We start from the raw sequence: 12,812 nt of genomic DNA, 5'->3' as shown, positions 1-12,812 counted from the left end.
CTTCTTCCAAACGCGGGTCAGAACCAGCTTCGGACGGTGTTCTTGACGGAGCCCGCGGCATGACCGACCGCGTTGGCCGCATGGCCGACGGCTTTGGTGAACTTGTCAGGATCGACGGTGATCTCGACTCCCGTTGCGCCACCGAAGAACTCGGCCGCGCCGCCCTTGGCGCCGATCTTCCACTTGCCGGTTCCCGGGTCCCTCATATAGCCCCACTTGCCTTCCGCGCCTTCGCCGGCCCATCCTTCGACCGTCCCGCCGATGCCGATGCCGGCGATTTCAAAGCCACCGGCCATGCCGGCCTTCGCCCCGACGAACCTCTTTGTGCCGACACTGACCTCGTCCTTGGTCGCTTTGGCGGTGAGTCCGGCCTCACCTCCGGCAAATCCCTCAGCACGCGTGTAGTAATCCATGGGTCCGTGGTCTTCGCGCACTTCGGCCATGGCCCGTCCCCCTATGGACACCTCGGTGGCGGCGCCACCACCCTTGTTGTTGAAGCCGTAGTTCCCTGTGAACCTCGCTCCCGCGTAGGCATCGGCGACCACCGAAATATCCGTCGATCCGTCGGTCAGCGATCTCTTTGCGGTCACGTGGCCCAGGTCGGCATACGCCTTGAACCTGCCCTCCTTGCCGTATGAAGGGCTGTCGGTTGAGGTGAAGTCGGCCTTGGGCCCGGTCGTCGTGATCTCCCACCCATCGGTTTTCGTGGCGGACACCTCCGGCGCCCCCGCCTTCGCCAAGGTGCCCTCGGCATGCGCGTTGAACCCGCCAAAGCCGTTGCTGCCTGCCGAATGGTCGATCGTCGCGCGGGTCAGCGCCCGCTGAACGCTTTGGTCGGTCTCGTCCACGGCATGCACCGCCTTGGCGATTCCGTCTGTCCAGGCCTGGGCCGTCTGTTGGGCCTGAGCCATCAGCTTTGGGTAGTCCGGGTCACGGCGAAGGGTGTCCTGCTCCGCGGCGGAGAGCTTGTCGAAGCCGACGTAGGTGGCCTTGCCGGCACTGTCGACCTTGTAGTCCTTGTCCTCGGCTTCGGCGACCAGGTCCTTCACCGCCTTCTGCAGCCGGGCCAGCTCGGTATGCGCCTGCGCCAGGATGTCGGCAACGGCCAGCGCCTCCGTGCTGGCTGCGGCGTATTCTGATGCCGTGGCTATGGAACTGTTCTGGTGCGCGGTGAAGGAAGCCCCCTGCCAATTGCCGTTCGCCAGCGCGCGCTGAACGTTTCTTTCGTAATCGCCCTTCAGCTCGCCGAATCGTTTGCCCATCTTCTGCCACGACTCGGATGCGTTCAACAGCGGCGACAGGTCGGCAGTCATGACGTCCTGGTAGCTCAGTGGCATGGTCGCTCCTCGGTCACCACTCGTCAATTCGGCTGTGCGGCGGCCGCTGCGCAATGCTCGCCGAGCCGATTTGCGCGCCGATGGCGCTGTCCTGGCTCTGGAGGAAAGTGTTTGTGCTGCGCACCGCGTTCAGCTCGCGGTTCAGCCGGTTCATGAGCCAGCCCGCCTGCATCTGCCAGGTGGTCAGTGCCTCGGACATCCCTTTGTGTGCAGCCCAAGCGGATAGCCCCGTCAACCCGGTGTCCGGCTTCAGGAGACTCGACTGCGCCCCCGGGCCGGCCATGGGCGGCTGCACCGCTGCGCCGCCTTCCCCCATGCGGCAGGCGGCCTGGGTGTCCGGGAGAAGATGCTGCTCCATGAACGCCACAGCACGCTGCTTGTCGCTTGCGGAGCTGGCCAGTTTCCCCTGTCCGTTGTCCACCCCACCAGCGTTCGTCCCGGCCAATTGCAGACGCTGTTCTGTGGAATCCTCGGCACTCACGTGTCCCCCTCGGTATGCCGCCTCCAGGTGCTCCGCATCGAGCGGGCGCGGGGCCAGCAGTCTGGCATGCACCTTACATTCCGTGGGAGATGGGGAGGGCTCAGAAATGGGGCCTCTATGGCTTATGGGCCGGGCGGACTCTCAAGTCCTTTCGAGGTCACTGCTGGAAGCACCCGGCACCCGGCACCCGGCCACGCGGGCAATCGCCGTTCGTCGAACACCAACGCCTGACTAGGCTGGGCCCATCACGTTCCGACACCGTCCCCTCCCCCCCGAGGCCGCCCGATGACCCACGCCCAACTCCCCGCTCACGGGGCCGAGCCCGCCGATTCCGCTCGGCTGGCCGACGAAATCGCCGCGATGTACGACGAGGCCGTACGCCCCGCCGCCCTCCTCGGTGAGTTCCGCCGCACCGCCATGCTCGTACCGCTCGACGAGGCGGGCGGACTCTGGTCCGTGGAGATGCACGGCATCCGCTGGATCTGCGGCTTCACGGACATGGCCGCGCTCGCGCGGTTCGCCGTGGCGCGCGGAATCGGCGAGGACGAGGAGTGGGAGTACCGCTCGATCCTCGGCGCGCGTCTCCTCGACGTGGTCGTCCCGGCGGTCGGCGCGCCCGCCGGTGTCGCCCTCGACATCGCCGACGAACGTCCCGTCATGTTCCCGCCGGTGCGTGGCATCGTGCCGGATGATGTGGCGCTGGACGCGCCGAAGAATCGATTCTCCATCGAATCCGTCGAGAAGGAGGCAGCAGCACCGTGAGCGGTGGGGGCGGGGACGGCATACAGGCGAGCCAGGCGGCGCTCGGCAACGTCGCCAAGGGCATCAACGCGGCGATCGGCGAACTCAAGGGCATCGGCGGCGCGGGCGCGGCCTCCGTGGGGCGGGGCTTCGACGATCTCGCGCTCTCCGGGTTGGAGCTCGGGCACGGCGGCCTGACCGCCTCCCTCAAGAACTTCTGTGAGCGCTGGGACTGGGGCGTACGTGCACTCATCCAGGACGCCGACCAGTTCGCCGAGCGCGTCGGCCTCGCGGCCGGCTACTACCACGAGCGTGACCGCTACGTGGCGGACACCTTCAAGATCGTCGCCAACGCAGCCATGGGAAATCCTCATCTGACCGAGGATCAGGTGAAGGAAAAGTCGGTCAGTGAAGTGCTGTCCGACAACGCGTTCACCCAGACCCGCGATGCCGACTACAGCCTCGGCTCCTTCGCCAAGGCCGGCGAGGGCGCCAAGGACGCCTGGTCGAAGACCGGCAAGGACCTCATGGACAGCGCCAAGACCGGCGGACCGGGCCCGCTCGGCGTGGCGGTCCGGACGGTCAGCAAGATCGAGGACTACTGAGGCTGCTGAGGTCTACTGATGAACGCGTTCGACAGCCTCGGCGAGTGGGGCGAGAAGAAGCTGGAGCAGGGCGAGCGGGCGGTCGGCAAGGTCATCCACAAGGGCACCGACCTCGCCGCCCAGGGCCTGGACAAGGCCGGCCTGCACGGCGCGGCCCGCAAGGTCGAGCACGCCGGTGAGGCGATCGCCTCCGACCTCGGCGCCGAGGTCGGCGAGCACCAGCTGGACCAGACCGAGGACCCCAAGGAGCTCGTCCACGGCGAGCCCAAGCGGATCGAGGACACGGCGAAGCACCTGCGCAATCTCCACTCCTCCTTCAACACCACTCACTCCGCCCTCCAGCAGGTCCGTGCCACCGACTGGAAGGGTCAGGGCGCCGACGCGTTCACCACGAAGTTCGTCGAGCAGCCGCAGAAGTGGGCCGAGGCGGCCGACGCCTTCGAGGCGGCGGCTGGCGCGCTCGAGTCGTACGCCCACACCGTCGCCTGGGCGCAGAACCAGGCCAAGGAGGCCGTCCGCCTCTGGAGGAAGGGCAAGCAGGCCAACAAGAAGGCCGTCGACGACTACAACGGCAAGGTCCTCGTCTACAACGCGAAGATCCAGAACCTCCAGGACCCCGGCCCCAAGCCCGTCGACCCCGGAAACCCCGGCGACGCGGACATGGAGGAGGCCCAGCGCCTCCTCGCCGAGGCCCGCAAGCAGCGCAACACGGCCGCCGCCGAGGCCCAGGCGAAGATCACCGCAGCCGTCTCGCACGCCCCGCAGAAGCCCAGCTTCACCAACCGCATGAAGGCCAACGCCCTCGACCTCAAGGACGGCGGGGCGATGGAGCTCATGCACTTCGAGGGCGGCGTCCTTAGGGCCGGTACGGACGGGGTGAAGTTCGCCCGCGGTCTCAACCCCCTCGACATCTACAACGTCACCCACCCCGCCGACTACCTGAGCACCGTCTCCAACACCGCCGCCGGCATGCTCTCCCTCGCCTCCCACCCCGAGCGGCTGCCCGCCACCCTCGTCGGCGAGGGCTGGGGCAAGGACTTCTCCGAGGCAAGCGGCCGTCTCGGCGGCAACGTCCTCATGGCCTTCGCCACAGGCGGCGGCAGCGCGGGCGCCGCCGCGGCCGAACGTACGGCGATCGCGGCGGCGGAGCGGGGGGCGGGGAGCGCGGCGGGGGCGACGGGCCGCGCGGGGGCGAGCGCGGTGGAAGGCGGGGGCACGCGGGCGGGCGAGGCCGCCAAGTCGGTTGAGCGTGGTCCGGCACGCGAGCATGCCGCTGATGGTCCGAACTACGAGCGTGCTCCGCAGGAGAAGGTCTGTGAGAAGGACCCGGTTGACGTTGCGACGGGGCGCATGCTCCTGCCGCAGACGGACGTCATGCTTCCTGGCGCACTGCCCCTCGTATTCTCCCGCCACTTCGAGTCGTCCTATCGGGCTGGCATCTGGTTCGGCCCGGCCTGGGCAAGCAGCGCGGACCAGCGTCTGGAGATCGATTCCGAAGGAGTCATCTTCGTGCGCGAGGACGGCGTTCTGCTGTCTTACCCGCACCCTGCGCCCGGTGTGGAGACCTTGCCGACGGGGAGCCAACGGTGGCCACTGACCGTTGATGAAGCTGGAACTTACTCGATCAGCGACCCCGGCAGCGGCTGTGTCCGGCGCTTCCGGCGCTACGACGGTGGATTCGCCCTCCTTGAGGAGCTGACTGATCGGAATGGCCGTCGCATCACCTTCGTCCACGCGGAGGATGGCACCCCGACCGACATCGTTCATGACGCGGGCTATCACATCCGCGTCACGACCGATGGGAGGCGGATCACCGCCCTGCATCTGATCGGTGCGGGGCCTGCCGGCACGGATGCGGAGCTGGTCCGATACGGATACACCGAAGGGCAACTGTCCGAGATCATCAATTCTTCAGGACAGCCGCTTCGCTTTGCCTATGACGAGTACGGCCGAATCACCTCCTGGACCGACCGCAATGGCCGCCGTTTCGGCTATGTCTACGACGATCGTCACCGCTGCGTAGAGCAGTCCGGGGCCCAAGGGCATCTGCGCTCGTACTTCGATTATGACGGGATCGATAGCGAGAGCGGCTTGCCTGTCACCACGGTCACCGATTCGTTGGGCCACAGCACCCGCTATGTGATCGACCAATCCTTGCGTGTCATAGCGAGGATCACCCCCGACGGTGGGGCGTCCCGGTCCACCTGGGGCAGACACAACCAGCTTCTGTCGCGTACCGACGCCCTGGGGCGGACTACTCGATTCCGGTATGACGAGTTCGGGCGTAACACTGCTGTAGTCCGTCCTGATGGGCGAGTGATGCGGGCTTCGTACGAGCTGACGCTGGGGCTTCCAGAGACGGTTACGAACCCGGATGGAAGCGTTTGGCGCCAGACGTACGACCGGAATGGGAACCGTACATCCATCACTGATCCGTCGGGCTCGGTGACCCGGTTTGCTTACGACGAGCTCGGTCACCCCGCTTCGGTCACTGATGCCTTGGGTAACATCACCCGCCTTCGTTGTAACAGTGCCGGGCTTGTGATGGAGCTGACGGATTCGCTAGGTGGGGTGACCAGCTATCGGCGCGATGCGTTTGGCCGGGTATCGACGGTGATAGATCCGGTCGGTGCCGTGACTCGACTGAAGTGGTCTGTGGAGGGACACCTTGTCGGCCGTATCGCTCCGGACGGCATGGAACAATCGTGGACGTACGACGGCGAAGGAAACTGCGTCGCGTACACCGATGCCCTGGGTGGGGTGACGAAGTACGAATACACGCACTTCGATCTGCTCTGCGCGCAGACCGGTCCCGACGGCATTCGGCATGAGTTCGCCTACGACACGGAACTACGACTGACGCAGGTCACCAATCCTCAGCGTCTGACGTGGTCCTACACATACGACTCCGTCGGCCGCTTGGTGTCCGAGACAGACTTCGACGGACGGACGCTGAACTACACGCATGATGCTGCCGGTCGGCTCGTGTCACGTACGAACGCGCTGGGGCAGACCATCACCTACGACCACGATGTTCTCGGTCGCATGGTGGCCAAAGAAGTGGATGGCGCTGTCACCACGTACGCGTACGACGCGGCGGGGCGGTTGCTGGAGGCGGTGAACCCGGACGCGACCCTGATCTACAGCCGCGACCGGTTGGGTCGGGTCAAGTCGGAGACGACGAATGGTCGAACGCTGACCTTCGCGTACGACGGCCTGGGACGGCGGACGCGGCGGGTCACCCCCTGTGGGGCGGTCAGCGCGTGGACGTACGACGCGGCGGGACGGCGTACGTCGCTGACGGCATCGGGACATGCTTTCGACATCGAACACGACGCGGCGGGACGCGAGATCGCCCGGCACTTCGGCGATGGTGTCACACTGACGCGCGCGTGGGACGCGAGTGGCCGACTGGCGTCGCAGACGCTGGCAGGGGGAGCGCAGTCCACGCAGCTCCAGCACCGGGACTACACATACCGTCCTGACGGTCACCTGACGGCCGTCAACGACCGCTCCTTCGAGCTCGACGCCGTCGGCCGCGTCACGGCCGTCACTGCCCGGGTTGGCAGGAACGTTACGCCTACGACGAGGCCGGCAACCAGACGGAGGCCACCTGGCCGTCGGACCACCCGGGCACGGACGCCCAGGGCCCGCGCACGTACACGGGCACGCGCATCGCCCGCGCGGGCGGCATCCGCTACGAGCACGACGCGCAGGGACGCGTCGTCCTCCGCCAGAAGACCCGGCTGTCCCGGAAGCCGGACACCTGGCGGTACGAGTGGGACGCGGAGGACCGCCTGCGGTCCGTGACCACACCGGACGGCACGCGCTGGCGGTACCTGTACGACCCGCTGGGCCGCCGCATAGCGAAGCAGTGCCTCGACGCGTCGGGCGCCGTGACGGAACAGGTCGACTTCACCTGGGACGGCCCGACCCTCACCGAACAGACGACGACGTCACCCGCCCTCCCGAACCCCGTCACCCTGACCTGGGACCACGACGGCCTCCGCCCCGTCGCCCAGACGGAACGCATATCGGCGCCGGACGCCCCCCAGGCCGAGATCGACAGCCGCTTCTTCGCGATCGTCACCGACCTGGTCGGCACGCCGAGCGAGTTGGTGGACGAGTCTGGCACGATCGCCTGGCGCACCCGCACCACCCTGTGGGGTACGACGGCGTGGGCATCGGACAGCACCGCGTACACACCCCTGCGCTTCCCGGGCCAGTACTACGACCCGGAGACGGGCCTCCATTACAACTTCCACCGTCACTACGACCCGGAGACGGCACGCTATACGTCACCGGACCCGCTGGGGTTGGCTCCGGCACCGAATCCGGTGGCGTACGTTGAGAACCCGCATACGTGGGCGGACCCGCTTGGACTGGCCCCATGCAAGGGGTCTATATTCAACCGCCTGAAGGCATTTTTCGGGCGCAGTGAAACAGGTGTGGCGAGCCCTGGGTCCGGTATTGCGCAGGAACCTCTCATGCTGGAATCCGGCTCGCCCGGGATCGGGGATGTAGCGGAACTGTATGGCCCCTTCCATAGGCGGGGCTCACGCACTCAAACGCCGGAGGTCACTCAACAGGTGATTGAGTCGGGGCAATTGTGGGGGCGCGAGGCGCGCTGGGGAGGCGAGCCGATGGTCCAGGCGCACCGGGGGCCAATACCGAGTGGCGCCAAGCCGGGAAGCTTTGAGTTCTATACGACTGTTGAGCCGAAGGCCTTGAGAAACACGCCGGGCGACTATGCGGCGTGGGAGCTGGGGAAGGAGCCGGGAGTTCAGCATATTCAGAGTAATGGTGAAGATTTCGCCTCAATTCCTGTGTTTGTTACGGAGGTGCGGTAGCGGCGATGGAGCGAATTAATGCTTCTGATTTTCTTGGCAAGCCTCAGAATTATATTGCCGAGCTTGATCTGACCACGGAGGAGATCGAGGCGCGCTGGGGCCCCCATGAGATCACCATGGATGACCTCGGTCCATGGTTCACCTTTGCGTTCTCGCTCCGTAGCGGGATTCTGGCTGCTCTGGTGCGCGAAGTGGAAAATGCCCCAAATCCTGGATACATCTTGACTGCTATCGGTGTAAAAGATCTGTCCGACATCCTGGAAGAGTTTTTGACGGAGTCAGGCATTGAGTCGAATCGTGTGACACGTCGGGGATTCGAGTAGTTGGCTGTTCGACTGCGAGGATGAGGTGGGTTGACGTTCCGCGTGGAACTGGCCTTCGGTACGTCAAGGTCGGTCACAACTTCTGGTACACGCTTCGGGCCGACCGCGTCACGGACGAGCTGCGGTCGCGCCCGGACGAATGCGGGTCCTGGGCTCAGCTCAACGAGATGCGCCGCGTCATGCGACGGAGCCTTGACGTAGGCTCATTAGCCCTTCGCGTAGTTCGTGGCGCCCTGCCAGTCGATCATGATGCAGGGGGTGTCGCCCAGTACCCAGGCGTCGTGGCCCGGGGGGCAGATCATACAGTCGCCCGGGCCGAATTCCGCCTCTTCGCCGTCGTCCATGACGACGTGCATGCGGCCCGAGATGACATAGGCCGCGTGGGAGGCCTGGCAGCTGTCGGTTCCCGCGATTGGCTTGACGTGGTCGGACCAGCGCCAGCCCGGTTCGAACGTCGCCCGGCCCACCGAGCCGGGGCCCAGTTCCACCAGCTCCATTCGCCCTTTGTCAGCCTGGAAAGGGCGGATTTCGTCTGGCGTAGCGAAGCTCTTGCGTACGAGGCCGGCCATGGAGTGCTCCCCTCGGCTGCTGATCTGCCGTTTCGACGATGCCACGGGGAGTGGGCCGCGGCGAGCGGGGCGGGGCGGGGTGGGTGACGGGCTCCCCCAGTGGGGGCTTACTCTCTGGGGCCGTGGCTGATACCGACGTCGCGCCCAAGTCGCGATTCCTCGTTCTGCACGACTACGGCATGGGCGGCGCGTGGTGGTGGATCCATGCGCGATCGGCGCGGGAGATCCTTGAAAACTTCGCCTGGGTCGAGGTCGTCACCGATCCTGAGACCGTCGCTTGGCGCGAGGTCGATGAGCTGGAGGACGTCGACATCGACGCGCCCCACATGCCGCCCGAGCTGGACGGGCTGCGAGCCAAGCGTGACGCTCAGCGCGGGCGCCCCGGGTTCGGTGCGCTTGCGGACAAGGGGGTCGTTTACCTTCGGCGGCCCTGGGATGGCGAAGACGATGTCGATCCCGCCGTCTATCTGATGGAAATCGGCTCCGACGGGCGCCGGACCCGGCAGGTGGAGCTCGCCGAGGACGGGAGCGCGGTGAGGAGTGGGCCTGACGGCTGGCCCTTCAATCCGCCCGTCGTCGATCTCTTCGACCCTGAGTCGGCAGCGCAGGAGATCAGCCGTGATGAGTTCGAGGAGGCTTGGGCTCGCGCCCGGCCGGCGTAGCTCGTGGCTGACGTACGCGCTACAGCAGGTGGTCCAGGTCGCCGCGTTTCGCTGCCTCTATGAGGTTGCGGAGGCCCTGGTGGGTTGTGGTGATCAGCTCGGTGGGGTGCGTCGCCTCGCGGAGGACGGGGACGCCGGCGGACGTGTGGCCTATCTGTAAGCAGGAGTTGCCACCGTTGCCACCGCAGAGCGGGGTCTGCCAGGTGATGTCGGACATGCCGTGCCTCTCACAGTTGCTGGGCGATTTCGAGGATGAGTTCGCGTGACTCCTCCGGCGAGTGTGACATCGTCTCCGCCCTGTCGAGGAGCCCTCGGTAATTGGCCAGTTCAGCCTCGTCATCGACGAAGACGGGGCCATGGAAGCTGTCCAGCTGGACGGTGTCGAGTTGGCGAACCGGCCCGTTCGCGTAGCAGATCGGTTGTCCCGGGCCGCCGAAGCCCTGGGTGGTGAAGGGAAGGACGCGAATGGTGATGTTGTCCCGCTCGCTCATGTCCAGGAGGTGCTGCAACTGCTGACGAGCCACCTTCGGGCCGCCGAACTGCATGCGCAGAGCTGCCTCGTGGAGGATCACGTCATACTTCGGCGGGTTGCTGCGAAGGGTGAGGACCTCTTGGCGCCGCATGCGGTGAAGCGCTCGTACCTCGATGTCCTTCGCGGGTAGAGAGCTGAGCGACATCTCGAAGACGGCGCGTGCGTGTTCGGCTGTCTGGAGAAGACCTGGCATGTGCACCATGAGGAACATCCGGATGGCTTTGGCGTGGTGTTCCAGCTCGGACACGTCCAGGAAGCCGGAGGGGAGTAGGCCTCTATAGGACTCCCACCAGTTCTTGCCGGGACGTTCCTGGGCCATGGCGGCCAAGGCGTCGATCAGGTCCGTATCCGTGCATCCATAGTGCTGAGCGAGGGTCCGGACACGCTCGGGACTGGTGACGAAGCGGCCGGACTCGATGTTCGGGATCCGGGTGCGGTTGACGCCAAGGAGGGCGCCGGCTTCCTGTGTTGAGATGCCTGCTGCCTCGCGGAGCTTGCGGAGCTCGATGCCGAGCCGACGCTGGCGAACTGTGGGCTCGGTTCTTGGCGCCATGGAACTCCTCTCCGTGTGGCCACAGTCTGCCCGTTGTAGGGGTGCGCGATCCATTCGTAGAACCGTTTTCCAGAAGCGACGTAACGTACGCGCCGATGCGCTACCGTCGGTATCGCTCGACTCACACGCCGTGGTGCCGGAAGAGCACCGCGTGAGCATGCCCGCCTTCCCTGGGGTGAGGTGTGCTCGCGCCCAGGGAGGCGGGCCACCGGTCGTCGGCCGCGCGTGAGTGATCAGAACTCCCCACCACTCGAACGTGCTTGGAGTCCCCGCATGAGTACTCCTCATCGCTCCTGCCTGCCCGAATCCCGCCCACCCGCACCCCCACTCCCTCCCACCCGCGTGAATCTCAACTACTCTCTCGGCCTGCCTGGTGGTTCCTACTGTCTCGGCATGGCCCGTACCGTCGTCCGACGTCTGCTGGTCGAGCACGGCCTCGGCGGTCTCGCCGAGCTCGGCGCCCTGGCCGCGTCCGAACTGCTCGGGAACGCCCATACGTTCACCCCCGGGCGTGACGTCAGCCTCACCCTGCGCTGGCGTTTCGGCGTGTTGCGGCTCACCGTGTTCGACGAGCACCAGGAGCATGCCGTCGAGGCCGGCGTGGCGTGCCGGGCGTATCGGCGGGAGGCGCTGGCCGTGCTCGAATCCGTCGTCGGTGAGTGCGGCGGGATCGTCGGGCTCGCTGCGGCGGAGAGGCCGCTCGCCGGCAGCAGGCTGTGGGCCGTACTCCCGCGAGAGGCGGCGGAGCGTTATGCCGTGCTCTGAAGCGTTCGAGGCATCCGAGACGAGCGGTGTGCGGCGGTTCACCGATTACGGGGCTCTGCGGCCGCCAGGTCTGCCGCAGGCCGTCGTACCGTCGACCACGCTGCGACATACGGTTGACGTCATGACGACGCCCCCGCCCCTCCCGCCCCATCCCCCGGCCGCACCGCCGCCGTACCCGGCGCAACAGCCGTACGGCCCCCCGTACTCGCAGCCCGGTGGCTGGGGAGCACCCGTGGCCCCCATGCCGCCCATCCCGCCCGCGCCCCGGCGCCTGAGCACCGGGGCGATCGTCGGGATCGTCATCGGTGTGGTGTTGGGGTTGCCTGCCCTCTCCGGCGTTCTGCTGTACGTGTCGTCCGGTGGGCAGCCGGGTCGGCACCACGCTTCGAGTCCCGTGCCGAAGTCCGAGCGCTATCGGCTCACCGTGCCGCATGCCCTCCTGGACGGTAAGTACACCCTGGCCCAGGACCTCAGCCAGACCCTGAACGACAAGCTCGCGGGGCAGCGGAACGGCCGGAACGAGCACGACATGAAGTGGGCGAGCGGGCAGTACGTCACCACTTCCGGAGACGAGCAGGAGACCATCCTCCTCGCCGGGGGCTACGGCGAGATCGACGATCCACACCGCGCTCTGGACAGCATGCTCCGGGGCATGGGCGACAACGAGGGCGTCACGGTCACCACACCTGCCAGGGAGGTCACACCGCCCGGTGCCCAGACGTCCGTCACGTGCGAGGTCCTCGGCGCCACCCGCGCCGGGCAGTCGAATTCGGTGGTCGCCTGCGGCTGGAGCGACCGCAGCACCGTGGCCACCCTCTCCGTCCCCGGCGGCAGCGCTGACATCGACGAAGCGGCGATGAAGACCTCGCGGATACGGAACGAGACCCGGGTACGGGGATAGCGCGGCGCCGTCCGTCCGTGTGAGTACCGTCCGTACCCGCACACGTCCCACCTGAGTACCGCTACGGATACGCCCGCCACCACGCCCCGCCTAGCGTCTGTCGCATGGCAACCAACACCACGGACATCGACCCCGGCAGCGACCCCACCACCCTCGTGATGAAGTACCTCGGCGGGGTCGTGCTGTGGGTCTTCGCGGCGTTCACGTTTCTTCTCCTCCCGCTCAACGTCATGGCCAGCGACGGCTGCTTCGACGGGGACACCCGCGCCATCTGCACCGTCGCCGGGCAGAACGCCGTCGCCTACGTCCCGATGGTCACCGCGCCCCTCGCCGGTGTGCTCGGTACGTACGGGCTGGCGGCGGAAGGGGGGCGGGCCAGGGGGCTGTACGCCGTCGCCATGGGGATGCTGGTCGCCGCGTGGGTGGTCGTGTCGGCCATCGCCGGGTGACCCCGGAGGCGCTCGAACGGTGCTCGAACAGTGCTCGATAGGGT

General features: G+C 66.8%; 12 protein-coding genes and 2 pseudogenes. 9 read left to right on the top strand and 5 right to left on the bottom strand.

What is annotated here, in order from left to right:
- Window positions 1-17: 17 nt before the first annotated feature.
- Both EKH77_RS11835 and EKH77_RS11830 read right to left on the bottom strand, forming a co-directional pair.
- Complete coding sequence (locus EKH77_RS11835; RefSeq protein WP_126914361.1) at window positions 18-1,337, bottom strand: hypothetical protein; 1,320 nt, start codon at window positions 1,335-1,337, stop codon at window positions 18-20.
- 13 nt (window positions 1,338-1,350) lie between these two features.
- Window positions 1,351-1,818, bottom strand: coding sequence for a hypothetical protein (locus tag EKH77_RS11830; protein WP_126914360.1), 468 nt, complete (start codon window positions 1,816-1,818; stop codon window positions 1,351-1,353).
- A gap of 285 nt (window positions 1,819-2,103) precedes the next feature.
- Here EKH77_RS11830 and EKH77_RS11825 point away from each other — a divergent pair, with 285 nt between their 5' ends.
- The 4 genes and pseudogenes from EKH77_RS11825 to EKH77_RS11810 all read left to right on the top strand — a co-directional run bounded on the left by EKH77_RS11825 (window position 2,104) and on the right by EKH77_RS11810 (window position 8,337).
- Window positions 2,104-2,580, top strand: a complete 477-nt coding sequence (locus EKH77_RS11825) for a hypothetical protein (RefSeq protein WP_430980989.1) — start codon at window positions 2,104-2,106, stop codon at window positions 2,578-2,580.
- Window positions 2,577-3,164: a hypothetical protein gene (locus tag EKH77_RS11820; protein WP_126914359.1), complete on the top strand. Its 588-nt coding sequence runs from the start codon at window positions 2,577-2,579 to the stop codon at window positions 3,162-3,164. The genes EKH77_RS11825 and EKH77_RS11820 overlap by 4 nt, the downstream gene beginning before the upstream one ends.
- Window positions 3,165-3,182: 18 nt before the next feature.
- Window positions 3,183-8,014: pseudogene (locus tag EKH77_RS11815) on the top strand (putative T7SS-secreted protein).
- A 5-nt stretch (window positions 8,015-8,019) separates the two neighbouring features.
- Window positions 8,020-8,337 (top strand): hypothetical protein, encoded by a 318-nt coding sequence (locus tag EKH77_RS11810; RefSeq protein WP_126914358.1) that lies wholly within the window; start codon window positions 8,020-8,022, stop codon window positions 8,335-8,337.
- A gap of 206 nt (window positions 8,338-8,543) precedes the next feature.
- On the opposite strand, the gene EKH77_RS11805 is transcribed toward EKH77_RS11810, so the two are convergent.
- Window positions 8,544-8,906, bottom strand: coding sequence for a cupin domain-containing protein (locus tag EKH77_RS11805; protein ID WP_126914357.1), 363 nt, complete (start codon window positions 8,904-8,906; stop codon window positions 8,544-8,546).
- A 122-nt stretch (window positions 8,907-9,028) separates the two neighbouring features.
- On the opposite strand from EKH77_RS11805, the gene EKH77_RS11800 reads away from it, so the two are divergent.
- On the top strand, window positions 9,029-9,568 hold the full coding sequence (locus EKH77_RS11800; protein WP_240667315.1) for a hypothetical protein: 540 nt from the start codon (window positions 9,029-9,031) through the stop codon (window positions 9,566-9,568).
- 19 nt (window positions 9,569-9,587) lie between these two features.
- Here EKH77_RS11800 and EKH77_RS11795 read toward each other — a convergent pair whose 3' ends face one another.
- On the bottom strand, window positions 9,588-9,785 hold the full coding sequence (locus EKH77_RS11795) for a hypothetical protein (RefSeq protein ID WP_126914356.1): 198 nt from the start codon (window positions 9,783-9,785) through the stop codon (window positions 9,588-9,590).
- A 10-nt stretch (window positions 9,786-9,795) separates the two neighbouring features.
- Complete coding sequence (locus EKH77_RS11790) at window positions 9,796-10,653, bottom strand: helix-turn-helix domain-containing protein (protein WP_126914355.1); 858 nt, start codon at window positions 10,651-10,653, stop codon at window positions 9,796-9,798.
- A 393-nt stretch (window positions 10,654-11,046) separates the two neighbouring features.
- Between EKH77_RS11790 and EKH77_RS11785 the strand changes: the two genes are divergently transcribed.
- From EKH77_RS11785 to EKH77_RS11775, 4 genes and pseudogenes are all read left to right on the top strand, one after another.
- Window positions 11,047-11,418, top strand: coding sequence for an ATP-binding protein (locus EKH77_RS11785; protein WP_126914354.1), 372 nt, complete (start codon window positions 11,047-11,049; stop codon window positions 11,416-11,418).
- Window positions 11,405-11,524: pseudogene (locus EKH77_RS34750) on the top strand (DUF6255 family natural product biosynthesis protein); the annotation flags it as partial. The gene EKH77_RS11785 and the pseudogene EKH77_RS34750, both read left to right, overlap by 14 nt.
- A gap of 15 nt (window positions 11,525-11,539) precedes the next feature.
- Window positions 11,540-12,319 (top strand): hypothetical protein, encoded by a 780-nt coding sequence (locus EKH77_RS11780; protein ID WP_126914353.1) that lies wholly within the window; start codon window positions 11,540-11,542, stop codon window positions 12,317-12,319.
- 104 nt (window positions 12,320-12,423) lie between these two features.
- On the top strand, window positions 12,424-12,768 hold the full coding sequence (locus EKH77_RS11775; RefSeq protein WP_126914352.1) for a hypothetical protein: 345 nt from the start codon (window positions 12,424-12,426) through the stop codon (window positions 12,766-12,768).
- Window positions 12,769-12,812 lie beyond the last annotated feature (44 nt).

This window comes from Streptomyces luteoverticillatus (assembly GCF_003970715.1).
GTDB lineage: Bacteria > Actinomycetota > Actinomycetes > Streptomycetales > Streptomycetaceae > Streptomyces > Streptomyces abikoensis.
Note: the sequence above shows the minus strand (reverse complement) of the source record. Positions and strands in the feature narration are given on the sequence as shown.

Bases quoted from the DNA above. Each gene is read 5' to 3' on its own strand.
- EKH77_RS11795 (WP_126914356.1), bottom strand. From the start codon at position 9,785: ATGTCCGACATCACCTGGCAGACCCCGCTCTGCGGTGGCAACGGTGGC.
- EKH77_RS11825 (WP_430980989.1), top strand. From the start codon at position 2,104: ATGACCCACGCCCAACTCCCCGCTCACGGGGCCGAGCCCGCCGATTCC.
- EKH77_RS11780 (WP_126914353.1), top strand. From the start codon at position 11,540: ATGACGACGCCCCCGCCCCTCCCGCCCCATCCCCCGGCCGCACCGCCG.
- EKH77_RS11790 (WP_126914355.1), bottom strand. From the start codon at position 10,653: ATGGCGCCAAGAACCGAGCCCACAGTTCGCCAGCGTCGGCTCGGCATC.
- EKH77_RS11810 (WP_126914358.1), top strand. From the start codon at position 8,020: ATGGAGCGAATTAATGCTTCTGATTTTCTTGGCAAGCCTCAGAATTAT.
- EKH77_RS11835 (WP_126914361.1), bottom strand. From the start codon at position 1,337: ATGCCACTGAGCTACCAGGACGTCATGACTGCCGACCTGTCGCCGCTG.
- EKH77_RS11805 (WP_126914357.1), bottom strand. From the start codon at position 8,906: ATGGCCGGCCTCGTACGCAAGAGCTTCGCTACGCCAGACGAAATCCGC.
- EKH77_RS11775 (WP_126914352.1), top strand. From the start codon at position 12,424: ATGGCAACCAACACCACGGACATCGACCCCGGCAGCGACCCCACCACC.
- EKH77_RS11785 (WP_126914354.1), top strand. From the start codon at position 11,047: ATGGCCCGTACCGTCGTCCGACGTCTGCTGGTCGAGCACGGCCTCGGC.